The sequence below is a fragment of the Ningiella ruwaisensis genome (assembly GCF_004798935.1).
Classification (GTDB): Bacteria; Pseudomonadota; Gammaproteobacteria; order Enterobacterales; family Alteromonadaceae; genus Glaciecola; species Glaciecola ruwaisensis.
Window position 1 is genome coordinate 110,903 of the sequence record NZ_RAHT01000002.1, and the last position, 26,611, is coordinate 137,513.

A 26,611-nucleotide genomic window follows, 5' to 3' on the forward strand; every position below is an offset into this window, starting at 1 on the left:
ATTTGTGTCGTATTTTTGACGATGCTAACCTGATGTTAACGAATAACAATAAATTTACAGTGGACGTAGTACATATGGTGTTTACTATTTTTAGCTTCATGCAGGCAAGTCAGCAGTCTACACATTCTCCTTTTTCTATAAGACATTCTCTAAGCTCGCCTTTTATCTTATTGTTTTTAATTGTATTTATCTCCGGCACATCGAAATCTGAAGAACTTGAAACTGACGTTTTAGAAGATCAATGGCCCGTCTTTGCCGCACAGTTGAGCGATGACATACTCGCGCACTGTCAATCAAATAAGTGTCATATGAATGTTATAGATGCAAACACCTTAGTCAGCTTAATGTCTGAACACGATCTCGCTCTGGATCTTAAAGAAGCGTTGGCGCTGTCTGAATACGAAGTATTAATAAGTAGTGCAGTCCTGTTTTCTTCCTATCCGTCTCTAAGCAAAGATACCCTTGAGCAGGAAGCATCAAGTATCCTTCGCTTGGAAATCACCACAAGTTGGCGCGGTATCCCAATTGACGATTTTAATATTGAGCAAAGCATCTCAGGGCAAGACTATAGCGCCGAACAAACTAACGCTTTGACAAACACTGCATTTATAATGCTTAGTCAGTGGATTGACAGAGCAAAGGAAGAGGATATCTTAGCCGCTGAAAAGATCTACGCGCAGCTGGGCGCCAGCAACTATTTTGAACAACTAAAATTACCTGAGCGAATTGGCGATTTTGTGAAATTTGAACAAGGGCTATATCACGATCCGATGCAAGGAAGCATTACTCGATACGTGCACCCAGACTACGAAGACGCCATAGTGGATATTTCTGTTTATCCGGTTTCACCTTTCGTTCACCGCGAGAAAAGCCTTGAGGATAGCGTTACTAACGAAATGCTAATTGAAAAATCACAAATACAAGCCTTGATAGAGCACGCCAATATTAAGGACTTTATGATCTCAGATATTCAAACCACGAAATTAAATTTAGGCAATAGACAATTACCTGCGCTTGCGATGGAAGTGGCGCTGGAAACAAGCATTGACCCTGTTTACAGCACCCAATTTCTGTTTACTCAACACGATAAATTCGTCAAATTAACGGGTAATTTGCCCAAATCGATGATGCTAGCATTAGTCCAGGATTCCTTATCAGATATTGAAGTGCCGGATGAAAGCGAATTTATGCGTGCTATGCGACAAAAATAAAACAGCAATAGCGCTTTGAATAAGCTAACAGCATGACTCAATGCACTATTACGGAAACACGATTACGCAAAAAGTATTATGCAAACAGATTGTTTGCCAAGGATTTTTGCATGTCTTGCGCGTATCGAGCAGCCACTTCTAATTCAATCGGCTGGTCGCGGCCTGAGGTCCATATCTTTAACTCGCAGTCGGTATCAAAGCGGCCTGCTGTTTGAATATTGAAAGTCGTAATGGATTTGTAGGGAATACTCAGATAATCAATTTTTTTACCCGTCATTCCCTGCTTGTCAATGAAAATAAGCCGCTTGGTAGTAAAGACCGTCAAATCACGAACCATTTTGTATGCTTTGGTCACGCTTTCATTGTCGGCTAAAATAGGAGCCAGTTCTGCACCTACTTCGTTAACGTCAACTTCACTTGCGTTGCCTAATACAGCGTCTAATAAACCCATGGTACTTTCCTTTTTGGGATAATGATTGCCAAACTAAATCTTACTTTTTCTTTTTGTGAAAAGAAAGGAGACGTTTGCGTTTGCGCTCTTGGGCTAGTGTAAGCTGATTCTTTTTCCCTTCAAAAGGATTCGCCCCTTCCCTGAACTCAATTTTGATAGGTGTTCCCATAATCTTAAGGGCTTTGCGATAGTAATTCATCAAATAACGCTTGTATGAATCGGGTAAGTCGTGAACCTGGTTTCCATGAATAACGATAACCGGGGGGTTATATCCGCCTGCATGCGCGTATTTCATCTTAACTCGTCGACCGCGAACAAGTGGCGGCTGATGATCTGCTTGCGCCATTTCCATAATATCGGTAAGCATAGACGTATTTATACGCTGCGTCGCACTTGCGTAGGCCTCTTGAACTGACTCAAACAAATGCCCCACGCCTGTACCATGAAGAGCAGAAATAAAGTGTAAACGGGCAAAGTCAACAAAACCCAAGCGTCTGTCTAACTCTCGCTTGATGTCATCTTTAACGTCGCTGTGAAGATTGTCCCACTTATTCACCGCTAGCACCAAAGAGCGACCTGAATTCAGTACATAGCCTAATAAACTTAGGTCTTGGTCAGATAGTCCTTCACGGGCGTCAATGACCAACAGAACAACGTTCGCTTCTTCAATGGCTTGTAGCGTTTTTACGATAGAGAACTTTTCAATTGCGTCAGATACTTTCTTACGCTTTCGCACGCCTGCAGTGTCAATGAGAATATACTCTCTATCATCTCGTTGCATCGGAATAAAAATACTGTCTCTTGTGGTGCCAGGCAGGTCGTACACCACAACCCGCTCTTCACCTAAAATGCGATTGGTAAGCGTGGATTTGCCCACGTTGGGCTTTCCCACTATTGCAAGTTTGATGGGAAGGCTTTGAAGGCGCGCCAGTTTAGCCTCGGCATCTTCCTCATTATGCGTTTCTTCTTCAGAAAGCAGCATGTTGGGAAAGTCTTGAGCCAGGGGTGATAACAGTTCATCAAGCATCTGCGCAATACCGCGCCCTTGCGAAGCGGCTATCTGAAAAAGACTTTCAAATCCTAACGAATAAAAGTCTGCAGATTCACTGTCGCCATCAATACCATCTACTTTGTTGGCTATCACATGAATACTTTTGTTTTGCTTTCGCAAATGATTGGCTATGCCAATATCGGCGGGGGTCAGTCCAGCTCTTGCATCAACTAAAAAGAGTACTACGTGCGCCTCATCTATCGCGAAAAGCGACTGCTGAGCCATTGCAGCATCTATTCCCTCTTCATCTCCAGTGATACCACCGGTATCAACTACAATAAACTGCCGACCTTCGTACTTAGCCTGGCCGTATTTTCTGTCACGCGTGAGACCTGGAAAATCTGCAACCAATGCATCACGCGAATGTGTGAGTCGATTGAACAGCGTTGATTTTCCAACATTAGGACGCCCTACCAGGGCAATAACAGGTAACATAAATGTCCTTTATGGGACTGAAACTCGACTGATAACGCCATCTCTCGTTTGCACAATCAGCACGCCATCCTGATAAACCGGCTCAACGTAAATCCCTTCGTCCTGATCATCGTCACCTATGGCAAGTCGCGATACATATTCGCCTTCACTTTGGGTGAACCAGTGTAAAAAGCCAAATTTGTCGCCCACAACAATATATTCGCCTACCGGAGTAGCAGAAGTCAGATTACGACGACGTAGCTCGCTAAATGACCATAGCTCAACACCGTTTCGACGATCAATTGCGTAAATATTGGAATTATTATCAGTAACAAACAAACGATTACCGAAAATGGTTACATTTCGATAGCTTGCGTATTCTCTCGACCAGACAACTTGACCAGTTCGTAGCTCAACGGAGGATAAGGCACCACCGTAACTGACAACATAGATGTTGCCACCAAAAATTACCGGCGCACTGTCAACGTCCACGATACGCTCTAACTCAGTGGCTCCGGCAGGCTTGGCGATAACTTGTTCCCAGGCTGTCAAACCACTATCAATGATACTGACGCGAAGTCGACCTGAGGCAAGCCCTACAATTGCTCCACCGTTTGCAGCGGCTGGCGCTGATGCGCCTCGTAAGGTTAATGGCGGTACGTCTGATTCGGTTTGCCAAAGGATGCTACCGTCAGTAGAGTCCAAGCCTAAGAGAATACCTGCAACGGTATTAACCACGACGATACCTGCATCAACCGCTGGTGCTGAAATAACCTCGCTTGGCACGTCAGCCACCCATTTGATTTCACCATCTTCCTGATTTATTGCGTAAACCAAGCCATTTTCTGTTCCAACATAAAGCGTGTTTGAAGCAAGGGTTAAACCACCGGAGACTTTCGCAGAAACGCGACCAGGAAATAAGCCGTATAAATTTCCGATATAGCTACGAGTACTTCTCGTACTCACATCAATTTCCCAAATGGTATCACCGGTTTCCGGATCCAGAGCAGTTATGATACCTTCACGGTCTGCTGCAAATACTTTTCCGAATCCTACCGCGGGGCGGAGTCGGGAAAAGTAATTATCGATGCCGTCTCCAACTTCCTCATCCCATAAAACTTTGCTTTCGAACTGGTTCTGTAGAGGGGGCAAAGTCTGAATTTCGATTTCTTCTTCATCTTTAAACCAATTCGAAACCGTGGTGCAGCCACTTAACAATAAAATGGCCACTAATATTGTAACGCTATTCTTCACTATCACTGCTCACTGATTGCGTTTTCGCATAAGCGATATTATCAAGTTTCATTTGGATGCTTTGATCACCAGGAAGTTCAACAAGCGCTTGATTGTAAGCACTTTGCGCTTGTTCGTATTTACCTTGAATATAATAAATATCACCCTTAAGCTCTTGCACCTGGTCGGCAAACGCACTTGCATTAACGCTTTCAAGCGTGCTGATTGCACTGTCATATTCTTCAAGCTGCAACTGAACTTTGGCTAAACGCAGTTTTGCAACATCAGCAACTTCGCTAGAGCCGTCGGCAGCAAGACTTAAATGCGATTTTGCCTGTTCAAAATCTTCCGCTTCCACCGCTTGTTGTGCAGCGATTAGCGAGGCAAGCTTGGCATAAGCAGTATCTTTATTCTCTTCAACGAATGCGATTAGGGCATCGGTACTTTCGCTTTCGGCAAATTGTTCAACACTTGCCTGATAAGCTTTTGATGCTTCCTCTTTAGCACTGATCACGCTATCGTTATACCAGCGCCATCCCCACAATCCACCAAGGCCAATAACTGCGCCTAAAATGATCACCATGCCGTTTTCTTTCCAGAAACGTTTTATGGCTTCGATTTGTTGTTCTTCAGTTTCGTAGCGTTCCATTGATTCCTCTACATCTCGCTGTGCGCGTTTCTTATTTTGTTCTGCAAAACATTTTTGCAAAAAGGAATGAGCAAAAATTGGCGCAAAGTATATCGTATTTGCGGCCAGTGATCTTGCGATTTTTAATCAATAAATAAAAGATTGCGATAAATCGTTTGTTATCATCAGCACTTGGTTTTAAAAAGCTTTTAAAAAGCGTTTAACAAGGCAATCAGCGCGTTTTTATCCAATGAACTTTGTGGCTTATCCTCGCGAAGATATTTCACGCCAAAGGCATTATTTTGCAGCTCCGACTCACCAATGATAACAGCCACTTTTGCACCGGATGCGTCCGCTTTTTTCATCTGCTTTTTCATATTGCCAGCGCCACAATGCAACTGGATTGAGACGCCGGGACAAGCGCTTCTAAGTGTTTCAGCCAACTCCATTGCTTTGCATTGGGAAGCATCGCCTAAAGCAGTAATGTAAACGTCTGCGCGTGGTTCAAATTTTGCGTCATCGCTGATGCTTTCAATCAACAACACCAAACGCTCAAGCCCCATCGCAAAGCCTACGGCCGGGGTAGCCTTGCCGCCAAGTTGCTCAACCAGACCGTCGTAGCGCCCACCTGCGCAAACGGTACCTTGCGCCCCAAGCATATCTGTCACCCACTCAAACACAGTACGATTATAATAATCCAGACCTCTGACAAGAGAAGGGTTAACTTCAAATGCGATACCTAAATTCTGAAGTCTTTCACATAAGATATCAAAATGCTGTTTTGACGCTTCATCAAGATGATCAAGTAAGCGAGGGGCGTCTTTAATCGCAGATTGCGTATCGGGATTTTTGCTGTCTAATACTCTTAAAGGATTCGAACTTAAACGGCGTTTGGAATCATCATCTAGTTTGTCTTCAACACTTTTTAAAAAGCTAACTAATTTTTCTTTGTAAGCTGCCCGAGCTTCGTTGCTACCCAGGGAATTTATTTGCAAGGTGACTTTGTCTGCGATGCCAAACGCTTTCCACAAGCGAGCGCCCATTAGAATAACTTCAATATCAATATCAGGCCCGTCAAACCCATAAGCCTCTACACCGAATTGATGGAACTGCCGATAACGCCCCTTTTGAGGGCGTTCGTGTCGAAACATCGGCCCCATGTACCATAGTCGCTGCTGCTGATTATAAAGAAGACCGTGTTGATTGCCTGCACGAACCGCACACGCAGTGCCCTCCGGCCGCAAGGTGAGACTGTCGCCATTGCGATCATCAAAAGTATACATCTCTTTTTCAACGATATCTGTCACTTCACCTATTGAGCGTTTAAACAGGTCTGTGCTTTCAACAATTGGGGTGCGAATTTCCTGATAATGATAGCTTTTGGTCAGATCGCGAATATGCTGCTCAACAAATTGCCAAATACCGCTTTGCGCAGGCAGGCAATCATTCATTCCTCGAATTGCTTGAATCGTTTTAGCCACGGATATCTCAGTCTTTTCTAATTAGGATAAACAAAGCGCGCCATTATAAGGATTTTGTCGCGCAGGTAAATGCAAGGTCAGAGCGTGCAAACCAGAATAGGTGATTATCATTTTTGCGAGCACTCAGCTCAGGTCTTGCACTTTTATTTGATTTTCTTCGTTCATCAAAGCGGCTTTTGCAGCTGCCTTGGCGCGGATCCGTTTTTCAAGCTGGTCGACTAAATCATCATTTGATAAGCGCTCTTTCTGGCGTTTGCCGTCCAGATAATATCCACTCATATTACGCGCCCCTGTCAGGCCCAAATCAGATACTTCAGCCTCACCAGGCCCATTTACTACACAGCCAATAATTGAAACATCCAAGGGGGTAATAATATCCTCTAAGCGCTGTTCCAGCGCATTAACGGTAGCAATCACATCAAACTCTTGCCGTGAGCAGCTTGGGCAGGCAATAAAGTTAATACCACGCGATCGAATACGCAGTGATTTTAAAATATCAAAACCCACCTTAATTTCTTCGACCGGATCGGCAGCCAAAGATATGCGGATGGTATCACCAATCCCTTCAGCTAAAAGCATCCCTAAGCCTACTGCACTTTTGACGGAGCCTGAGCGCATTCCACCAGCTTCGGTAATACCTAAATGCAATGGCTGATCAATTTTAGAAGCCAGCAAACGATAAGCCCCAACCGCTAAAAAGACATCCGAGGCTTTCACCGAAACCTTAAACTGATCAAAGTTTAATTTATCCAATATATCTACATGGCGCATGGCTGATTCAACCAGAGCTTCAGGCGTTGGCTCACCATATTTTTCCTGTAAATCACGCTCAAGCGAGCCGCCATTCACGCCTATTCGGATAGGAATATTTTTGTCTTTTGCACAATCTACTACGGACCTGACACGCTCCATATTGCCGATATTACCTGGATTTATTCGCAAGCAATCAACACCGTATTCAGCAACTTTGAGCGCAATTCGATAATCAAAATGAATATCGGCGACTAGTGGCACCGTCACCTGTTGCTTAATTTGCCTGAACGCTTCAGCGGCATCCATTGTAGGAACAGACACACGCACGATTTCGCCGCCTACGGCTTGAATACGTTTAATTTGGGCAACGGTTGCATCAACATCGATGGTATTGGTATTTGTCATAGACTGAACAGCAATGGGTGCACCATCACCAATTGGCACCGTTCCAACATTAATGCGCGTTGACTTTCGTCGCTTAATTGGATTTTCAGCAAACATCGTTAAATATCTCTTGCATCATCTCTTGTAATTGAATACTTGCATATCATTCAAGTGGTAGTTCAAAATTAGCAGACCGGCCTTCAGGAAATTGAGTCATGTCAATTTCTTGCCCACCAAAATTCACGGAAACAAATTGCGGCTTACCCAAAATAACTTTAATGGGAGGAAAACCTGATACTTCCATTACTCGTCCCTTCACTTTTACGCCAATTGCGATGGTTTCATCATCTGCGTCTTTTACGCTCACCCACACATCATCCTCAAATGTGAAGACCATATTTACCGTGCCATCGCTATTTATTGTGTAAGGGGCGTTTGGATCGGGTACAAAGTTATTCCGCCGACTTTCGCTGCCTTCTGCGTCTGAATTCGCGCTATCGTTTAGCGCGCTAGCGCTATTTGCAGTATTATTACTAGAGTCATTATCCGCAATAACAGAGCTTGGGGGCTCGAGCAATTGGTTCATATCGTCATTGACATCATCTAATGCCTGCTCAGTATCTTCGACAATGCGCCCAGCCTGATTAATGATATCGCCTTCCTGCCCGTCAATGGATTGACCAGCATCTGCGTTTAATTCATCGATTCTTCGTGCTTGATCTTCAGTGATAGCGGGGGCGGCATTACTTTCTAAATTCCCATTAACTTCGCCGCTTGCGTTGCCGGATAGATTATTAAGCAGAGACTGTCCCTCATCTCTTTCACTTACACTGCTTTCAGGAATGTCTATTTGCGCGTTGTCCTGACTCATCCCATTATCTGAAGAGCTGAAGTCAAAATTAGAGTAATCAATCCACCATAAAACAACCGAGCCAATCACCAGTAAAACAATGACATATGTCACTAAATTCCATCGAGAATCGTTAGCTTCGCGTGCCACTCGCTTCGAGAAGCTCTGCAAATTGGCCGGGGCCTGGTCTCGCTGATGAATTTTATCAAATTCCCGCAGCAAGGGTTCGTATTCAAGCCCAAGCATTTTTGCATACAGTCGCACGTAGCCTTTCGTAAACGTTATCGAAACGCCTTGTTCGACCCCATCACTTTCGATTGCCTGAACGCTACTTAGGCGCAAATGAAGCCTGTCAGCGACCTGTTGCTGAGTCAGCCCTTGCGCTTCTCTGGTACGCTTGAGTATTGTGCCAGGTGTATTTGACGCAGTATTTGCGTCAGCACCTTTTTCGCTAGCTTCTACTTCTTGTTCATTCATCTGCGTCAGGGGCCCTTACCCTCAATCTTTGTCCGATTATGATGGAATCATCTTCACCCAAACCGTTCCATTCTTTTATTTTATCCATCTTAACGTTGTACTGTATTGAAATACGATACAAATTCTCTTTTGGTTGAACGATGTGAAAGGCATCATCTTCCGCTTCTTGATTCATACTCAATTCTAAAACAGCGTTGTCTGCTTCCGCCTCTTGCGTACTCGCTTCGCTCACCACATTCTCATAAGCGTCGGATTCTGATACGTCATCTAACTCAGGCGCTGTTTCTTTAAATTCTGGCGCTGCATCCTCAAATTGCTCCTGAGTCTTTTCAGCCAAAGTATCAGCACTGAGTTCTTCTGCAACTATTGCGGCGTCTTCCACAGAGTCTTCAACTTTAGTAGAGTCTTCAACTTCAATAGAGTCCTCAACTTCAGCAACGCTCTCAGCTTCAACAGAACCCTCAACTTGCGCTTCGGTTTTAGAGAGCGTTTCGAGTAACTTTTCTTCTTCTTTCATCTGCTCGGCAGGTGCTACTTGGAATTCACGCTGCTTTCGAGTGATTGTGCTGGCTGGCTTAAATTTACCCATATTTGCTAAATAAGCTTTGGTGTTTGGATGGTCAGGGTACATCGATTTTAATATTTCCCCGTAACCTACTGCCGTTTTCGTATCATTCATGCCCTGTGCAATCTGGATTTGCAAATACAAGGTTTCGGGAGACACCTGATTATTTCGCTCATACTTAAATAAGGTGCGTTTGGCATCTTCCCATCGTTCTTCGGAAGCGTATAAGTTGGCTAGCAAAAACAAACTTTTTGGACGGGTGGGCTGGTGATTTAGAGCGCTGTTAAAATATTGAATAGCTTCGTCGATTTGGCCTTGTGATTGGCTGCAAATTGCCAGATTTTCGTATGTTTCCGCTGTAGAGACGTAGTTTCGGTCATTCACTGCCTTGAGAAAGTAGCCTTTTGCTTCTTCATATTTACTTTGTTGACATAAAAAAGCACCGTAGCTGTTTAATACGTCAGGGTCGTTTTTAGAATAACGCAACGCTTGCTCGTAACTTTCTTCAGCACGAGCGGTTTCTTCTACCTGCTGATAGTAAAATGCCATAGCGTAATGTGCCTGCCCGCTTCGTGGTGCAAACTCCAGCGCTTTGTCCAAATTAAATTTTGCCTGGCTAAAATTACCGTTTTTTAAATAGGTAAGACCAAGACTGACTCGTGTTTTCGCTGCCTCGTCCGGATCAAATGCGCGTGCGCCTATAAAGGAAGGATCCTTTGGCTCAGACACACAGGCGCTCAAACCAAGCAGCGCTATCGCAAGAATTAAAACCCTCAACATGGAAACTCGCTCCTTAAACACTCAATATCAGATAGCGTATCGGCATTTTTTTTATATTATTCAGTCATTTTGACTGAAATTGGCTGACCTTGCATTTGTTTTTTTAACAAACGTTTTGTCCGGTCAACAACATCACCTACTAATTGACCACAAGCGGCGTCAATGTCATCACCACGCGTTTTTCTGACTACCACCGTAAAGCCATAGTTCATTAAGACTTTTGCGAATCTGTCGATGCGCGAATTACTTGAACAGGTGTAGGGCGAGCCGGGATATGGATTAAATGGAATTAAATTAATTTTGCTCGGCGTATCTTTTAACACCTTCGCCAATTCATGCGCCTGCTCTGTACTATCATTAATGTGGCTGAGCATTACGTACTCAACAGTAACCTTACCTTGATTAGCGCGAGATTTCGCTAAATATCGACGCACAGCGGCCAAAAACTCTTCAATGGGATATTTCTTATTGACCGGTACAATTTCATCGCGAAGTTTGTTGTCGGGTGCATGTAAGGAAATCGCCAGAGCAACATCAATTTGATCGCCCAATTTATCAAGGGCAGGCACTACACCTGATGTGGATAGTGTCACTCGTCGCTTTGACAGACCAAAGCCAAAATCATCTAACATGATATCCATGGCAGGGACGACGTTTTTCAAATTTAATAAGGGTTCACCCATACCCATCATTACAACATTGGTAATGGGTCGTTTACTGGTATCGTTAGACATGCCAATAAAGGTAGCGACGCGCCAAACCTGCCCAATGATTTCCGCTACGGTTAGATTTCGATTAAATCCTTGCTGTGCGGTTGAGCAGAAAGTGCACTCAAGCGCACATCCTACCTGTGACGAAACACACAAGGTTGCGCGATCAGTTTCGGGGATCCACACCGTTTCTACTTCTTGCCCGCCATCTAGCATAATGGCAAATTTGATTGTGCCATCGCTAGCCTGCTGAAACTCGCTTATTTCGGGTGCTCTGATTTCACAATGCTCGTTTAATTTTGCCCGCAAAACTTTGTTGAGGTTTGTCATCTTATTAAAATCTGACTCCCCTGCCTGATAAATCCACTTCATCAGTTGATCGGCGCGAAAAGGCTTCTCACCAATTGAGGCAAAGTAGTCTCTCAAACCCTCACGATTAAAGTTCAGCAGGTTGATTTTTTTTGTTTTATTCGCGTTTAATTGTGAAGGACTGTCAGACGCTTGTACGTCGTTGGCAGGAGTGATTGTTACAGCAGTCATGTTCGTTACCTTTTTTTAATGGTGACGCTTTAAAAATAGACACCAAGCTTGTTACAGCGGCAAAATATAATTTTCAGGTATTGAGAGGCAAAAGTGGCCAACAAAACCTACAAAAATATAGCAAAAAAAGGGAGCAATTGCTCCCTTAACTACAAAACGTAGTGACGCACCTAAATTTTTATCGAGTGCGCGGACAAATCTCTTCATCTGAAAAGAAATACGCTATTTCTCGCGCAGCGGATTCTGGCGCATCAGAGCCATGAACCGCATTTTCATCAATTGACTCGGCATAATCAGAACGAAGCGTTCCGGCTGCAGCTTCTTTTGGGTTAGTTGCACCCATAATTTCGCGATTTTTAACCACTGCATTTTCACCTTCAAGCACCTGAACCATTACCGGGCCAGATGTCATAAAGTCAACGAGTGCACCAAAAAAAGGACGCTCTTTGTGTTCCGCGTAAAAACCTTCCGCTTTTTCTCTGCTTAGGTGAAGCATTTTAGACGCAACGATACGCAAGCCAGCGCTCTCGAAGCGATTATAAATTGCGCCGATTGCGTTTTTAGCAACTGCATCTGGTTTGATAATTGAAAACGTGCGTTCTAAAGCCATAATCAAATCCTGTCGTTTAAGTTGTTTAAATCAGTTATTTAAATTCGTTTTGTTTGTTGAAGAAAGCTTCAGCTGTTCGCTGTGCTTTATTTAACAAAAAGTAGGCGCGCGATTATATGCACTTTCGCGGCAAAAGCCCAATCAAATTTTTATCAATGCTGCTCAGAAGCATGATTAATTGAATATTTCGGTATTTCTACCACCAAATCTTCGTCTTTGATAATTGCCTGACAACTTAAGCGTGACTCAGGCTCCAACCCCCAGGCTTTATCTAATAAGTCATCCTCTAACTCATCAGATTCATCCAGCGAATCAAAACCCTCTCTGACAATGACATGACACGTTGTGCAAGCACACACTTTTTCGCAGGCATGTTCAATGCCAATACCGTTTTTAAGCGCGGTGTCTAATACACTTGTGCCGGTTTCACCTTCTAATACCGCTCCGTCTGGGCAGAGTTCAGGATGTGGCAAAAATATTATTTGTGGCATATGCAAGTCCCAATTTTAAAGGTCAGATACAGACTGACCTGATAATGCTTCTCGAATAGATTTATCCATGCGCCTTGCTGCAAAAGCCTGGCTGATGGCATCTACTTTCTCAATTTGCGATTTTATTGCTTGTGTATCATCGCTTTGCATCAGTTTTTCCAACTGCTGCAAGCTAAAGTCAATAGCAGCTCGTTCATCTTTTGATAAGAGCTCATCCCCATCAGCCTTTAGTGCGCTTTGCATTCCTTCTAACACCCGCTGAGCCTCCACCTGCTGCTCTTTGAGCATGCGTGTTTGCATATCCTCCTGCGCATTGGCCATCGAAGAAGAAAGCATGTCAAGAATTTCGGCTTCTTCCAAGCCGTATGAGGGTTTTACTTCAATATGTGCCTGCTGGCCGCTGGATTTTTCCATAGCAGTTACGCTTAGCAAGCCATCTGCATCAACCTGAAACGTCACCCGAATGTGGGCCGCTCCAGCTGCCATGGGAGGAATATCAGTCAAGTCAAATTTGGCCAAAGACCGGCAATGTTCAACGAGCTCACGCTCGCCTTGAAGCACGTGCACCATCATTGCCGTCTGCCCATCCTTAAACGTTGTAAATTCCTGGGCTTTAGCAACGGGGATAGTGGTGTTTCGGGGAATGATTTTCTCCACTAGTCCGCCCATGGTTTCAATGCCTAGAGACAAAGGCAGCACGTCCAACAAAAGCATATCGGACTCAGGTTTATTGCCTACCAAAATATCCGCCTGAATGCCAGCCCCTATGGCGACGACTTTATCCGGGTCAATACTGGTAAGCGGATCGCTTTGAAAAAACGCACCAACCTTTTGACGCACTAGAGGAACGCGCGTTGAACCACCTACCATTACCACTTCGCTAATGTCATCAATATTCAGCTTTGCATCTTTTAAGGCGCGCTTACAGGTTTTGATGGTTTTCTCAACTAAGGCGTCTATTAAGGCGTCAAATTGTTTTTTTGTCAGAGAATAGGCGTGCGTTTTATCGCCAAGCGCTAACTGCTTTTCAAAGCTGTCGTTATCGCTAAGATGCTCTTTTATCTGTTTTGCTGCATCCATTAAGGCACGATGGTGAGCTTTACTGTCTTTTTCACTTAGCGACAAGCGCTCAACTATATCTTTTACAATTGCCAAGTCAAAATCATCACCACCTAGCGCAGTATCACCCGCGGTGGCCAATACTTCAAATACGCCTTTATTTAAAGTAAGGATGGATACGTCAAACGTGCCGCCCCCTAAATCAAAGACAGCGATACTACCTTGCTTATCATCGGTATTCTCTTTTGAATCTAATCCGTAAGCGATGGCAGCGGCTGTTGGTTCATTCAACAGGCGAAGTACCGTTAATCCGGCAAGCTGAGCGGCATCTTTTGTACTTTGTCTTTGCGCATCATCAAAATAGGCAGGAACAGTAATAACCGCGCCGGTAATGTCATCATTTAGTGCGGCTTCGGCGCGATCTTTCAGCGCTTTGAGAATATCAGAAGAAATTTGAACGGGATTTTTAGCGCCTTGCGCCGTTTTAAATATCGGATTACCGCTTTGATTCTCAAATTCGTAAGGCAACTCGTTCCAGGTGCTTATTACATCTTGCACACTTCGACCCATGAAGCGCTTCACCGACACAATTGTATTTTGTGGATCTTTTACTGCAGCTGCAGTGGCTAGCGAACCAACTTGCACTGCATCAGGCAAATAACGCACGACCGAGGGCAATAGATGCTGACCGTTTTCATCAACAATGGTTTTTGCTTCGCCGCTTTGCACAACCGACACTAAAGAGTTGGTAGTACCCAAATCGATACCTATACCTATTTTTCGTTCGTGCGGTGCTGCGCTTTGTCCAGGTTCTGCAATTTGCAGTAATGCCATGACTTACCCTTTATTTATTCGTTTAATGCGTGATTTGATCGATTTAAGCGCTCAGTCATCTTCTAAAACTTGTTCTTTTCTAAGTTGCGCTTCCGACTCTAATTTAAGTAAAAACTTAAGCTTTGTAAGCGTTTGTGCAGCTTGATGGTTTGCATCATCTGTTTGCGTAGCAAGCTGACTTCTAACTTGTTCAATGTAATGTGTTGTGAGGTCGTTTATGTCAGATTCAAGTGCCGCAAAGTCACTGGACGATTCTGCCTCGGCCAGTTGCTCTCTGAGCTGCATCTGTTGCATCAAAAAATCGGTATCTCCCATGGTTTGTTGTTCATCCGCTAATTTATAAGCGCGTAAACTAAGTAAGTGCTCTCCACGTTTAACCGGTGATTGCAACACAGAATAGGCATCATTAACCTGCGCGTTCTTCTGCAGATAGAGTCGCTTTTCCTGATCGCTGGCGTTAACGAAGCGGTCTGGATGAGTAATTTTTTGAAGCAATTGATATTGGGCTTTGAGTTTTTGTAAATCAATGTCGAATTGCTCAGGTAAATTGAACAAATCAAAATAATTCGTGATCACTTCGTTTAGCCCTTTTCGTTTAAATTATGAAAATAAACAGGATATCGCTATTAATCTATTAAAAACTACAGAACGTGAGTCACGCAGAGCTAAGCAATAGCGTTTGGAAAATTACTTGCTGTTAAACAGTAAAGCTCTCGCCACAGCCGCACTCGCCATTGACGTTAGGGTTTTTGAACTGAAAGCCTTCATTCAGACCCTCTTTCGCAAAATCAAGTTCTGTGCCGTCTAAATAGGCCAAACTTTTACCGTCTACAATGACTTTTACACCGTTATCTTCAAACACGGTGTCATCAGGGTTGAGTTCATCAACAAACTCAAGTACGTAAGCCAGCCCTGAACAGCCCGTTGTTTTGACGCCTAAACGAATACCCAGGCCTTTTCCTCTGTTCTGAAGAAAGGTTCGGGCGCGCTGCGCTGCTGATTCAGTTACGGTAATACTCACTATTATCTCCTACATACGACGCAGGCGAACCTAGGTTCGCCTGACCAGGTACTGATATTTATTACTTACGCTTGCTTTTGTAATCTTCTACTGCTGCTTTAATGGCATCCTCAGCCAAAATTGAGCAATGAATCTTCACTGGCGGTAAAGCCAGTTCTTGTGCAATATCAGTATTTTTAATACTAGTTGCTTCGTCAATGGATTTCCCTTTCACCCATTCAGTTACTAATGAACTTGACGCAATGGCAGAACCACAACCATAGGTTTTAAACTTGGCGTCTTCAATAATACCATCGTCGTTGACTTTAAGCTGTAGACGCATAACGTCACCGCAAGCGGGTGCCCCTACCATACCAGTGGCAATGCTAGGATCATTTTTGTCAAATGCCCCCACGTTGCGCGGATTTTCATAATGGTCGATTACTTTTTCGCTGTAGGCCATGTTGTTACCCTCTGTAAAATTCTTGTGTCTATGCCAGTTGCCTGAGCAACATCAAATTAATGATGCGCCCATTCAACAGAATCTAAATCAATACCTTCTTTGAACATATCCCAAAGCGGTGACATTTCGCGTAATTTCTCAATGGCGTTTTGAATAACGCTCACAACGTAGTCAATCTCTTCCTCAGTGGTAAAGCGACCGATACTAAAGCGAATTGAGCTATGAGCGAGCTCATCGTTCAACCCAAGTGCACGCAATACATAAGACGGTTCTAAACTTGCTGAAGTGCAGGCCGAACCTGAGGAAACCGCCATGTCTTTTAAAGCCATGATCAGGGATTCACCTTCAACAAAGTTAAAGCTTACATTCAGGTTATGAGCAACACGCTGCTCGAGGTCACCGTTTAAATAGACTTCTTCAATGTCTTTGATACCGTTCCAAAGCTTGTCGCGCAAGCGGCGGATGCGCTCGTTTTCAGTTGCCATTTCTTCTTTTGCAATTCTGAACGCTTCACCCATACCAACGATTTGATGCGTTGCCAAAGTACCTGAACGCATGCCACGCTCGTGACCACCGCCGTGAATTTGAGACTCGATGCGGATACGCGGCTTACGTCGCACATAAAGTGCACCAATACCCTTCGGGCCGTATGTTTTATGCGCAGAAAAAGACATCAAGTCAACTTTCAAGGTCTGTAAGTCAATTGGTACCTTGCCAGTGCTCTGAGCCGCATCTACATGAAACACGATTTTTCGTTCACGACATATTTCACCAATGGCTTCAATGTCCTGAATAACGCCTATTTCGTTATTCACATGCATGATGCTCACTAAAACCGTGTCGTCGCGCAATTCTGCTTTGAACTTCTCAAGATCCAAAATGCCGTTTGGCTCTGGCTGCATGTAAGTTACATCGTAGCCTTCGCGCTCAAGTTGACGTGTGGTATCAAGTACCGCTTTATGCTCGGTTTTGAGCGTAATAATATGTTTACCACGGTTTTTGTAAAAATGTGCCGCGCCTTTAATGGCCAAGTTGTTAGACTCGGTTGCACCAGACGTGAATACGATTTCACGTGGGTCAGCGTTGACTAAATCCGCGATTTGGTTTCGGGCAATATCAACTGCTTCTTCTGCCACCCAACCGAATTTATGCGAACGTGATGCCGGGTTACCAAAGTTACCTTCATGCGTGAGGCACTCTTTCATTTTTTCAGCAACACGCGGGTCTACCGGCGTGGTAGACGAATAGTCGAGATAGATTGGTAAATGTAAATTGCTCATCAGTTACTCCGCTTAAAGTTGCATACTAATTTCAATATCACGAATCATTTGTTTCGTATTTTTATCTTGACGACCAGCGACGGCTCTTACGTCACCTTTGCTCATTAATTCACCAAGCGTGATATCGTTTAAAAAACTGCTAATTCTGTCACTTAAATCCTGCCATAGGCTATGGGTAAGACATCTTTCCCCGCCCTGACAGTCTGAATTACCCTGACAACGCGTTGCGTCTACAGACTCATCAACGGCTCGAATTACTTCGCCAATGGCAATCGTTGAGGCATCTCTGCCCAATTGATATCCACCGCCTGGCCCTCTTACACTTGATACCAGCTTTTGCTTTCTAAGCCTTGCAAAAAGTTGCTCAAGGTAGGATAAGGAAATCGCCTGCCGTTCCGATATATCTGCCAAGGACACCGGCCCGGCGTCGGAATGTAACGCAACATCCAACATAGCGGTAACCGCGTATCTGCCTTTTGATGTTAACTTCATCGCGACAAAACCCTTTGTGACTTTATTAATGTAAAGTCTAATTACCTGAGTAATTTTGTCAAGTATTTACTTGACTATTTTAGTAGGTTATTCCAAAGCGCTTTACTTAAAGTGACATCTTGTCTTTACACAAAGCTTTTCTTATCAGGCCTTTAATGCAAATTTCGCCATCAAATATGAGGATCAAAAGCCTCCGCAGCTGCTTTTTTCAAGGTAGGCGAAATACCTGTTGACGCAAAATCCTCGGCCTTAAGCTTAGGTATGGAGTCGGTGCATACATCTCCGCCTAATGCCTGAATAACCTTGCACATCTCTTCGACTTTTGTATCCATAAGATGCACGTGCTCCAGCATAAGTCCCAAGGCATTGGCGACTGGGTCTGGATTATCTTCAGACACCGCATAAGCGTCGAATCCATATTTTGCCGCAATTGCTTGACGTTTTTTAAATGCACCATCGTCGCTATTGGTAGCTGCCTGATTCGCTTTTGGCATAATGTTTCGGCCCGGAATGCCTATACATGTTGCTCCCGGCGGTACATCTTTTACCACAACTGAATTTGAACCAACCCGAGCGTGTTCGCCAATCGTAATTGGACCAAGTATCTTAGCACCAGCGCCTACGACAACATTGTTGGCAAGGGTGGGATGGCGCTTTCCTGCTTGCCAACTGGTGCCACCCAGGGTAACTGAGTGATAAAGCGTCACATCATCCCCGATAACGGCCGTTTCGCCAATCACAACGCCCATGCCGTGATCAATAAATACGCGCCGGCCAAGCGTAGCACCCGGGTGAATCTCAATTCCTGTGAGAAAGCGATTGATATTGGATATAAATCTGGCAAGCCAAGATAGCTTTATCTCCCACAGCCAGTGCGCAAATCGATGGATCCAGATTGCGTGCAAGCCCGGATAATTGAACAAAACCTCCAAAGTATTGCGGGCTGCCGGATCACGATGGAATACGCTTTTAATATCTTCTTGCATGCGTGCAAACATAGATTAACCTTTTGGGTCTTTATGTGGTTTGATACTTACTACTTGAGATGAAACTGCTTGAGATGAAACTGCTTGAGATGAAGCTTTAAGTTGGCGCTCAAACTTTGTCATTTTTGCGTGCTGTTTATCGATTGACGCTAATATGCCTCGCAAAATATTTAATTCAAGCGCTTCTGGGCGAGCACGATTAAACAGTCTGATAAGTTTATCCATGACTGCTCCCGGGTGATTCTTTCGGATAAAGCGCGTTTTTAAAAGGCTAGACTCCAAATGCTCGTAGAACCGAGCCAAATCCTCAGCTAGTGGATAGTCTGCAACAGGTGTTTGAGGGAGAGATTCATTTTGAATGTCAAGAAAACGCATTCGGATTTCATAACAAAAGGTCTGAACGGCTTGTGCCAGATTCAAGGAGCTATACTCAGGATTCGCCGGAATAAAGGTATGAAAGTCACATTTTCTGAGTTCATCATTGCTCAAACCGTTACTTTCTCGGCCAAACACCAATGCAACAGAATGTTTTGTTGCCTCTTCGCAAGCTTTAAAAGCCGTTTCACGAGTGCTTAGCATCGGCCAGGATAAGGTTTTAGTGCGCATTGATGTGCCAATAACCAAACCGCAATCACCAATGGCTTCATCTAAACTGTCCACAATTGTGACATTGGCTAAAACATCACCTGCACCTGCTGCCAGCGCGCTGGATTTGCCATCAGGTGGTGATTTTGGCGACACCAGATATAAAGAAGAAAGCCCCATGGTTTTCATTGCGCGAGCGGTCGAACCAATATTTCCGGTATGTGAGGTACTAACCAGCACAATACGGATAGCATCTAGCATCAAGCCTTCCTCGTAAAAATTTGATTATTCATTAAATGACTTCGAAAAAACGGCGCATAATATAGCATGTAGAGTGCTTGTCTGATACACTTCGCGCGTTTTTATCCCGTTCTTTTTACAATTTGGTGGTTTAACTATGCATCCTATGCTCAATATCGCAGTGCGCGCCGCGCGTGCAGCTGGCTCAATCATCGCTCGTGGCTTTGAAAACCTCGACGACCTCAACGTAGAAGCAAAAGGAAACAACGACTTCGTAACAAAAATAGATAAGGAAGCAGAAAAAGCCATCATTTCAAAAATTCAAAGTGCTTTCCCCGACCACAGCTTTGTGGGAGAAGAAGGCGGAAGCATCAATAATAATCCTGACTTTACCTGGGTAATCGACCCTTTAGATGGCACCAGCAACTTTATTAAAGGCATTCCGCACTTTGCTGTGAGCATCGCACTATTATACAAAGGCAAACTAGACCAGGCAGTTGTATTTGATCCTATTCGCGGCGAACTATTTACCGCCAGTAAAGGCAGCGGTGCACAGTTAAACGGTTACCGTATTCGCGCTACCAAAGGCAAAGATATATCTTCCACTATTTTAGCGACCGCCTTTCCTTTTAGAGACAAAGCGCGCTTGCAAGAGTCGCTTAGCCAATTTACACGTATTTTCTCACAGGTTGGAGATGTGAGAAGATGTGGCTCTGCTGCCCTTGACTTAGCTTACGTTGCTGCAGGTCGCTACGACGGCTACTGGGAAAAGGGACTTAAAGCCTGGGACATGGCGGCGGGCGAACTTTTGGTAAAAGAGGCAGGCGGATTAATTACCGATTATGCGGGTAACAACGATCCTCTTTACGCTGAATTAAAAGCGCCAGGCAGCGCAAACGGTCTTGTTGCTGGCAATCCACGTGTGGTTCAGCATATTGTTAAGCAGTTAAAGGGATAAGCAGTTAAAGGGCTAAACCGTAAAACGATAAATTAAAGCCTTAAGCGAATAGACGCTTAAGGCTTTGGAATATCCAAAGTCATCTGAATTTCACGGCTAACCCAATCCGCTTCAGGATCTGAATCCAACCCTATGCCATATTCCAGTCGGTCAATTGCAAAGCGTGACTGAAGTCGTTCTCCATTTTCATTTAATTTAAAACTGACCGGTAGCGTTTTACCTCTAAGTCTCAGCGTGCCTTCTACCAAATAACCATTGTCTACCGCTTCAATATTTGAGCTGGTGAATTTTCCCACCGGGTGGTTTTTCACGTCAAACCAGTCGCCTTCCGGCAGGGTTTCGTCATAGATGGCATCACCCGTGCGAGCTGAGGCAAGCTGAAATTCAGCTTCAATTGATGGAGAAGCTTCTGGTGGAAGAGAAATTTTTGCGTTCCACCGGGTAAATTCACCTGAAAATGCCATACCTGCGTGCTCTCCGGCAAAGCCTACAATGCCTTGTGTATTATCTATATTGCTCTTCGAAAACACAAAGGTGCTTGCGCAGAGTAAACAAGCTAAAGCAAAAAAGCGAAGATAATGCATATTGTTCCTCTAAAAATTAGTTCTGGTCATTTTTAAACCACCACATGCGTTTAAGCAATTGTATATTCTGTTTTTTCTTATGCATTATTACCGCAGCGATGTGGCCAATAATTATTAAAAGCAGGCCACTTGCGACAATCCAGTGGGTATTTCGGGCCAGGCTTTCAATGGTTTTATTTCTCTCAACAAACGGAATATGTGGCCATTTTATCCAATCAACAAACACGAAGGTTGGTAAGCCAAAGGGGCTTGCCGATACCATCAACCAACCACTTAGAGGCATTACACAGAGGCCAATGTACAAAGCAAGATGTCCAAGTTTGGCCAGCTTTTGCTCTTTAACACTCAACTCGCTCGGTAAGGGAGGTTGATGTGTGAGCCAGCGAGTTAAAAGTCGCAACGCAATGGCCCACAGCATAATCACTCCAGATGCTTTGTGAATTTGAAAAAGCTTGTATTGGTCTGCCTTTGGCATCTCTGCATTGACCATATAAAGACCACTGGCGAACATGAATAGCAGTCCACCGGCAATGAGCCAATGCAGCAAAACGCTTAAGCTGTGATAGCGTTTGTCAGGATAACGATTATCGGTAAACAAGAATCTTAATCCGCTAAAGCGAACTCGCCTTCAATCATCACTTCTACTTCATCGCCAATATTCGGCACGTATTTAGTCATGCCCCACTTGGAGCGCTCAATAGTAGTGCTTGCCGAAAATCCCATCGTTGGTTTACCACTGAAAGGCTGACGCTGCATGGCACCGTTGAAAATGACATCCAGTGTAACCGGCAAGCTTGTGCCTAAAAAGCTGAGATTACCCTGCATCTTGGCGGTATTTTCGCCGGTCATATCAATACTCGTTGATTCAAATGTTATAGCGGGGAATACGCCTGCATTAAACCAGTCTTTATCGGTCGCCAAAATGTTATTAAAGTCTTTTTCTTCCGCATTAGGATAAGCCGTTTGAATAGACATTGGGTCAATAGTTGCGCTGACTTTACTGTTTTCAATGTCGTTAGGGTCAAAATCGATACTCGCATCAAAGTTTGCAAATCGCGCTACATAATCAGACAAGCCCAGATGGGATACTTTCCATACCACACTGGCGTGACTTAAATCCAATTCATATGTTCCTTCAGGCATATCATTAAACGGGCTTTTTGCAAACACCCAGGAAACGCAGCTCGCCAGCAATAGCGCGCTGACAAAGGCAATTATTTTTATCGATTTCATGGCATCCTCTTTCGTTATTTGTGATTGACTGATCTTTTGTAATTGTTTGTTTTTTAAATAGCGAGCTAAGAGTAGCTTGCAAGTTGTTCATGAATGTTGTGAACCAGCTCTCTTGGAATGCATAGCTGATTTGATAATTCCTGCAAAAATGCTCGCGATTCAGGTGCATTTTGGTCTATCGCACTGGCGCTTGCTGCATAAACTTCAATGCCCGTTTGCGCATTTGGCACTTGCTGCACGAGCTCTGGTAAGCTTAAAGGACGGCGTAATTCATCAAATAACATCGCCTTTTCCTGCATACTTAAATCCATGGTTTCAACCTGTGCAAAAATACGCTGACGTTCAGACTCATCAATATGCCCATCTGCATAAGCGGCTGTGATCATTGCGCGCATTAAAATAAGCTGACCTTGTTCATTGCTTTCTTCTACCACTTCTTCAAACGCTTGCTGGGGAATGGCCGCAGGTTTGAAGTCAAATCGTGCACCTTGAACACTTTGCATTTGTCCTTGCGCACCATAAGTATTTGCCCCAGTGGCATGGCCAGGTATTTGTCCCTGAGCGGAATATTGAGTCTGATTGGCGTTAACACCCTGCCCTTCTTTATTCGCAGAATATTGCTGGTAAGCTTTCCATGCCAGGCCGCCAACCGCAGCCAAGGCACCTACCTTGAGTGCACCCTTGCCGACTTTACGGCCTTTTTTGCTGGCAATCATACTAGTTAAACCACCCCCGGCCACGCCGCCCATAAAACCTGAAAGCGCACCAGATTTGCTTAAACCACCTACTAATTTTGATAAGTCCATATACGTCTCCAAACGAAATACATCATTTATACTGACTAAATAAATAAAAAGTTGTTCTTGGAAAACGAAAGGTCGTCATTAAAAAACTGATGGCAAATAAAAACCTGCTAACAAGCAGGTTTTTAAGATGTTTAGCGCGTGTTTATGAGACCTACAAAGGCTCTAAATCTTCACCCTCTTTTTCAACCTCTGGCGGCATCAAGTCTTCTTTACTTACTCCTAAGAATAATGCGACTGAAGATGCGATATAAACAGATGAGTAAGTACCGATGAATACCCCAAACAGCAAGGCTGTCGCAAAACCGTGAATAAGTGCGCCACCTTTAAAGAAAAGTGCCAGTAACACTAAAATCGTGGTCAAAGAGGTCACAATGGTTCTGTTTAAAGTTTGTGTAAGCGAGATGTTGATGATTTCTTCAGGGTCGCTCTTTCTCACCTTTCTGAAATTTTCTCTAATGCGGTCACTAACTACAATGGTATCGTTAAGTGAATAACCGATAACCGCCAACAAAGCAGCAAGTACGGTTAAATCAAACTCAAGCTGTAATACGCTAAATAGACCGAGTGTGATGATCACATCGTGAGCAAGTGCGCCAACAGAGCCTAAGGCAAAACGGTATTCAAAACGCATGGCAACGTAGATCAGAATACAGATGAGAGCAACAAGCATAGCCAGGCCGCCTTGCTCTGTTAATTCCTCACCCACATTTGGCCCCACAAACTCAATGCGCTGCATTTCTACGTTCGCAGTGCCTTCTCTCAATGCAGCCATAACCATATCGCCGATGATTTCGGCTTGCAAATCATCCCGCGGTGCAACACGAATTAATACTTCCTGACTGCTACCAAAATTCTGCACAACTGCATCTGGAAAATCAGCCGCGGTGAGTTCGTCTCTAACCAGCTCTAGATTCGCACCATCGGGGTAACTGACTTGTATGACAGTTCCCCCAGTAAAATCCAGACCCCAGTTCAATTGATTCACTGCAAGTGACGCAATCGAGCCAAAAATTAATATGGTAGAAAATACCATTGCAGGTATACGCAACTTCATGAAGTTTACGGTTTCGTCGAGCTTTAATATCTGAAATGCCATGTTGACTCTCCTAAATCGCTAACTTCTTCACGCGTTTGCCACCCCAAATGAGGTTTACAAGTACGCGCGTGACAATAATGGCCGTAAACATAGATGTCACAATCCCAATCATTAACGTAATTGAGAAGCCCTTAATCGGCCCAGTCCCCACTGCAAACAAAATCATGCCTGCTATGAAAGTGGTTATATTGGCATCTAAAATGGTTGAAAATGCGTTGTCGTAACCAAAATGAATTGCCTGCTGCGGACTTCGCCCATCTCGAATTTCTTCGCGTATCCGCTCAAAAATTAACACATTCGCATCCACGGCCATACCAACCGTTAAGACTATCCCAGCCATGCCGGGTAAGGTCAAAGTGGCCCCCGGTATCATTGACATTACGCCCACTATCATCACAACGTTGGCGATAAGCGCGACATTGGCCACAATACCAAAAACGCGGTAGTACACCAGCATAAACAAAAGCACGGCAATCAAGCCATAGGTAATTGCCTGCATACCTAGCTCTATATTTTCTTTACCCAAGCTTGGACCAACGGTTCGTTCTTCAACAATCTGGATAGGCGCGATGAGTGCACCGGCTCTTAACAAGAGCGCTAAATCACGCGCCTCACCGGCTGAATCGATACCGGTAATGCGAAATGAACTTCCCAACTGCGTTTGGATGGTCGCAACGTTAATGACTTCTTCTTTTTTCTCAAAAATCAGTTTGCCATCAGGACCTCGCTCATCAGTGGCTTTATACTCGATAAAAACGGTCGCCATGGGCTTACCAACGTTTTCTTTACTGACGTTGGACATTTTGCTGCCGCCTTTGCCATCAAGGTTTATATTTACCTGCGGAAAGCCGTTTTCATCAAGACTGTTCGAAGCATCAATAATATGGCTACCTTCAAGCATGATTTGCTTTTTAAGAAGCACCGGCTGACCATCGCGCGAGTAAAGTAGCTCAGAGCCTGCCGGTATACGTCCGCTTAAGGCATCTCGAACGTCCCCGTCCTGATCCACCAAACGGAAGTTCAGCGTCGCAGTGGCGTTTAGAATTTCTTTTGCTTTGGCAGTGTCCTGAATACCTGGAAGCTGAACAACGATGCGGTCTTGCCCTTGTTTTTGTACCAAAGGTTCAGCCACACCTAGCTGATTAACACGATTTCGAATAATCGTAATATTTTGCTTAACTGCATAATCACGAATTTCGGCCAGGCGCTGCTCGCTGAATGTCGCTCTTAGGGTTAAATCGTCACGCTCATCGAAGCTCATATCCGGATAGTTATTACGCAAAAAGAATTGAGCACTATCAAGCACTTCAGCATCACGGAATATGATATCAACTGCTTGTCCGGCCTGGCGCACTGTGCGATAGCGAAGCTTTTCTTCGCGCAGACGATCTCTAAACTCATCAACAATACCGCCAACAGATGTATCGATGGCGCTATTCATGTCTACTTCCATAAGAAAGTGAACACCGCCACGCAAATCCAAGCCCAGCTTCATAGGCGTACCACCTAGTTCGTCAAGCCAATCGGGCGTATCTGGCGCGAGGTTCATGGCAACAAAATAGTCATCCCCTAACTTATCATCGAGCTTTTCACGCACAACAAGTTGAGTGTCAGAGTCAGGCAAACGAACAAGAATTCGCTCATCTTCAAACTCTACGTTCTTATAATTTATATTTGCCTGGTCGAGGCTTTGTTTTACGTCGTCAGCTAAACTTTGACTGACCGTGGTATCCCGACCTGAGGATATTTGTACTGCATGGTCTTCACCATACAAATTCGGCAATGCATACAAGCCGCAGAGGCCAAGCATGAATATGACCAGAATGTATTTCCATATAGGAGTTTGATTTAACACAATGACATCCTAAAAAGCCGCAGAAGCAAGCGCTTGAAAAAGCACCTTGCAATACGCGGCTTTAATCTCTTAATTTAAAGTTTTAAGCGTGCCTTTTGGCAAGACGGCGCTTACTGCTGTTTTTTGCACTAAAATGTGATTATTGTCATTTAGCGCAATTTCAATGAAATCTTTGTCGTCTGCGACTTTTGTAATCTTACCCACGATACCACCTTGAGTAAGCACTTCATCACCCTTAGCCAAAGAAGACACCAGATTTTTGTGTTCTTTTACGCGCTTGGCCTGTGGACGATAAAGTAAAAAGTAAAAAATCAACCCGAACACCGCCAGCATGATCAAGGGTTCAAAGCCGAATCCCGGGGCTGCGCCGCCTGCGCCTGCTGCGTGTGCATCTGATATAAACAAACTCATATTGATATCCTTCTATTTTATTTTGCTATTTTTATTTTAAATAAGTAGTTGTACAACCAACTGTTTAATCGAATCTCTTTGTACTTCTTTGTAGCTCTTT

The 26,611-nt window shown here is 44.2% G+C and carries 28 protein-coding genes; 2 read left to right on the plus strand and 26 right to left on the minus strand.

Annotated elements, in window-relative coordinates; all coding sequences use genetic code 11:
• The first annotated feature begins 32 nt into the window (after positions 1-32).
• Positions 33-1,211 carry a hypothetical protein gene (locus tag D6V41_RS03950; protein WP_136250184.1) on the plus strand — a complete coding sequence of 393 codons (1,179 nt, stop codon included), beginning with the start codon at positions 33-35 and terminating at the stop codon, positions 1,209-1,211.
• A gap of 76 nt (positions 1,212-1,287) precedes the next feature.
• Here D6V41_RS03950 and D6V41_RS03955 read toward each other — a convergent pair whose 3' ends face one another.
• The 19 genes from D6V41_RS03955 to trmJ all read right to left on the minus strand — a co-directional run bounded on the left by D6V41_RS03955 (position 1,288) and on the right by trmJ (position 19,589).
• Complete coding sequence (locus D6V41_RS03955; RefSeq protein ID WP_136250185.1) at positions 1,288-1,662, minus strand: PH domain-containing protein; 375 nt, start codon at positions 1,660-1,662, stop codon at positions 1,288-1,290.
• 40 nt (positions 1,663-1,702) lie between these two features.
• Positions 1,703-3,148 (minus strand): ribosome biogenesis GTPase Der, encoded by a 1,446-nt coding sequence (gene der / locus D6V41_RS03960; RefSeq protein WP_136250186.1) that lies wholly within the window; start codon positions 3,146-3,148, stop codon positions 1,703-1,705.
• A gap of 9 nt (positions 3,149-3,157) precedes the next feature.
• Positions 3,158-4,381, minus strand: coding sequence for an outer membrane protein assembly factor BamB (gene bamB, locus D6V41_RS03965; RefSeq protein ID WP_241664419.1), 1,224 nt, complete (start codon positions 4,379-4,381; stop codon positions 3,158-3,160).
• Positions 4,371-5,009, minus strand: a complete 639-nt coding sequence (locus D6V41_RS03970) for a YfgM family protein (protein ID WP_136250187.1) — start codon at positions 5,007-5,009, stop codon at positions 4,371-4,373. Before D6V41_RS03970 ends, bamB begins: the two co-directional genes overlap by 11 nt.
• Positions 5,010-5,197: 188 nt before the next feature.
• A complete protein-coding gene (hisS, locus tag D6V41_RS03975) occupies positions 5,198-6,469 on the minus strand; it encodes a histidine--tRNA ligase (RefSeq protein ID WP_136250188.1) in 1,272 nt (423 codons plus the stop codon).
• Positions 6,470-6,592: 123 nt separating this feature from the next.
• Positions 6,593-7,723, minus strand: a complete 1,131-nt coding sequence (gene ispG, locus D6V41_RS03980) for a flavodoxin-dependent (E)-4-hydroxy-3-methylbut-2-enyl-diphosphate synthase (RefSeq protein WP_136250189.1) — start codon at positions 7,721-7,723, stop codon at positions 6,593-6,595.
• Positions 7,724-7,769: 46 nt separating this feature from the next.
• Positions 7,770-8,933: a RodZ domain-containing protein gene (locus D6V41_RS03985; protein ID WP_136250190.1), complete on the minus strand. Its 1,164-nt coding sequence runs from the start codon at positions 8,931-8,933 to the stop codon at positions 7,770-7,772.
• Positions 8,926-10,278 carry a type IV pilus biogenesis/stability protein PilW gene (gene pilW / locus D6V41_RS03990; RefSeq protein WP_136250191.1) on the minus strand — a complete coding sequence of 451 codons (1,353 nt, stop codon included), beginning with the start codon at positions 10,276-10,278 and terminating at the stop codon, positions 8,926-8,928. Before pilW ends, D6V41_RS03985 begins: the two co-directional genes overlap by 8 nt.
• A gap of 56 nt (positions 10,279-10,334) precedes the next feature.
• A complete protein-coding gene (gene rlmN, locus D6V41_RS03995; RefSeq protein ID WP_136250192.1) occupies positions 10,335-11,528 on the minus strand; it encodes a dual-specificity RNA methyltransferase RlmN in 1,194 nt (397 codons plus the stop codon).
• A 178-nt stretch (positions 11,529-11,706) separates the two neighbouring features.
• Entirely contained in the window at positions 11,707-12,138 is a 432-nt protein-coding gene (gene ndk / locus D6V41_RS04000; protein WP_136250193.1) for a nucleoside-diphosphate kinase, read from the minus strand.
• A gap of 152 nt (positions 12,139-12,290) precedes the next feature.
• A complete protein-coding gene (gene fdx, locus D6V41_RS04005) occupies positions 12,291-12,629 on the minus strand; it encodes an ISC system 2Fe-2S type ferredoxin (protein WP_136250194.1) in 339 nt (112 codons plus the stop codon).
• 15 nt (positions 12,630-12,644) lie between these two features.
• Positions 12,645-14,522 (minus strand): Fe-S protein assembly chaperone HscA, encoded by a 1,878-nt coding sequence (hscA, locus tag D6V41_RS04010; protein ID WP_136250195.1) that lies wholly within the window; start codon positions 14,520-14,522, stop codon positions 12,645-12,647.
• A gap of 51 nt (positions 14,523-14,573) precedes the next feature.
• Complete coding sequence (gene hscB / locus D6V41_RS04015; protein WP_241664420.1) at positions 14,574-15,098, minus strand: Fe-S protein assembly co-chaperone HscB; 525 nt, start codon at positions 15,096-15,098, stop codon at positions 14,574-14,576.
• A 121-nt stretch (positions 15,099-15,219) separates the two neighbouring features.
• The gene (iscA, locus tag D6V41_RS04020; RefSeq protein ID WP_136250196.1) at positions 15,220-15,543 is read right to left on the minus strand and encodes an iron-sulfur cluster assembly protein IscA; all 324 of its coding nucleotides are present in this window, start codon (positions 15,541-15,543) and stop codon (positions 15,220-15,222) included.
• Positions 15,544-15,604: 61 nt separating this feature from the next.
• Positions 15,605-15,985: a Fe-S cluster assembly scaffold IscU gene (gene iscU / locus D6V41_RS04025; protein WP_136250197.1), complete on the minus strand. Its 381-nt coding sequence runs from the start codon at positions 15,983-15,985 to the stop codon at positions 15,605-15,607.
• A gap of 56 nt (positions 15,986-16,041) precedes the next feature.
• Positions 16,042-17,265 carry an IscS subfamily cysteine desulfurase gene (locus D6V41_RS04030; protein WP_136250198.1) on the minus strand — a complete coding sequence of 408 codons (1,224 nt, stop codon included), beginning with the start codon at positions 17,263-17,265 and terminating at the stop codon, positions 16,042-16,044.
• 12 nt (positions 17,266-17,277) lie between these two features.
• Positions 17,278-17,757, minus strand: coding sequence for a Fe-S cluster assembly transcriptional regulator IscR (gene iscR, locus D6V41_RS04035; protein WP_136250199.1), 480 nt, complete (start codon positions 17,755-17,757; stop codon positions 17,278-17,280).
• 170 nt (positions 17,758-17,927) lie between these two features.
• On the minus strand, positions 17,928-18,755 hold the full coding sequence (cysE, locus tag D6V41_RS04040; protein WP_136250200.1) for a serine O-acetyltransferase: 828 nt from the start codon (positions 18,753-18,755) through the stop codon (positions 17,928-17,930).
• A 3-nt stretch (positions 18,756-18,758) separates the two neighbouring features.
• Entirely contained in the window at positions 18,759-19,589 is an 831-nt protein-coding gene (gene trmJ, locus D6V41_RS04045) for a tRNA (cytosine(32)/uridine(32)-2'-O)-methyltransferase TrmJ (protein ID WP_136250201.1), read from the minus strand.
• A 136-nt stretch (positions 19,590-19,725) separates the two neighbouring features.
• On the opposite strand from trmJ, the gene D6V41_RS04050 reads away from it, so the two are divergent.
• Positions 19,726-20,526, plus strand: a complete 801-nt coding sequence (locus tag D6V41_RS04050; RefSeq protein ID WP_136250202.1) for an inositol monophosphatase family protein — start codon at positions 19,726-19,728, stop codon at positions 20,524-20,526.
• A gap of 56 nt (positions 20,527-20,582) precedes the next feature.
• Here D6V41_RS04050 and D6V41_RS04055 read toward each other — a convergent pair whose 3' ends face one another.
• From D6V41_RS04055 to yajC, 7 genes are all read right to left on the minus strand, one after another.
• Entirely contained in the window at positions 20,583-21,110 is a 528-nt protein-coding gene (locus D6V41_RS04055; RefSeq protein WP_136250203.1) for a YceI family protein, read from the minus strand.
• 16 nt (positions 21,111-21,126) lie between these two features.
• Positions 21,127-21,708 (minus strand): cytochrome b, encoded by a 582-nt coding sequence (locus D6V41_RS04060; protein WP_136250204.1) that lies wholly within the window; start codon positions 21,706-21,708, stop codon positions 21,127-21,129.
• 5 nt (positions 21,709-21,713) lie between these two features.
• Positions 21,714-22,343, minus strand: coding sequence for a YceI family protein (locus D6V41_RS04065; RefSeq protein ID WP_136250205.1), 630 nt, complete (start codon positions 22,341-22,343; stop codon positions 21,714-21,716).
• A 65-nt stretch (positions 22,344-22,408) separates the two neighbouring features.
• The gene (locus D6V41_RS04070; RefSeq protein WP_136250206.1) at positions 22,409-23,149 is read right to left on the minus strand and encodes a tellurite resistance TerB family protein; all 741 of its coding nucleotides are present in this window, start codon (positions 23,147-23,149) and stop codon (positions 22,409-22,411) included.
• 151 nt (positions 23,150-23,300) lie between these two features.
• Positions 23,301-24,245 (minus strand): protein translocase subunit SecF, encoded by a 945-nt coding sequence (secF, locus tag D6V41_RS04075; protein ID WP_136250207.1) that lies wholly within the window; start codon positions 24,243-24,245, stop codon positions 23,301-23,303.
• A gap of 10 nt (positions 24,246-24,255) precedes the next feature.
• A complete protein-coding gene (gene secD / locus D6V41_RS04080; RefSeq protein WP_136250208.1) occupies positions 24,256-26,100 on the minus strand; it encodes a protein translocase subunit SecD in 1,845 nt (614 codons plus the stop codon).
• A 69-nt stretch (positions 26,101-26,169) separates the two neighbouring features.
• On the minus strand, positions 26,170-26,511 hold the full coding sequence (gene yajC / locus D6V41_RS04085; protein WP_136250209.1) for a preprotein translocase subunit YajC: 342 nt from the start codon (positions 26,509-26,511) through the stop codon (positions 26,170-26,172).
• Positions 26,512-26,611 lie beyond the last annotated feature (100 nt).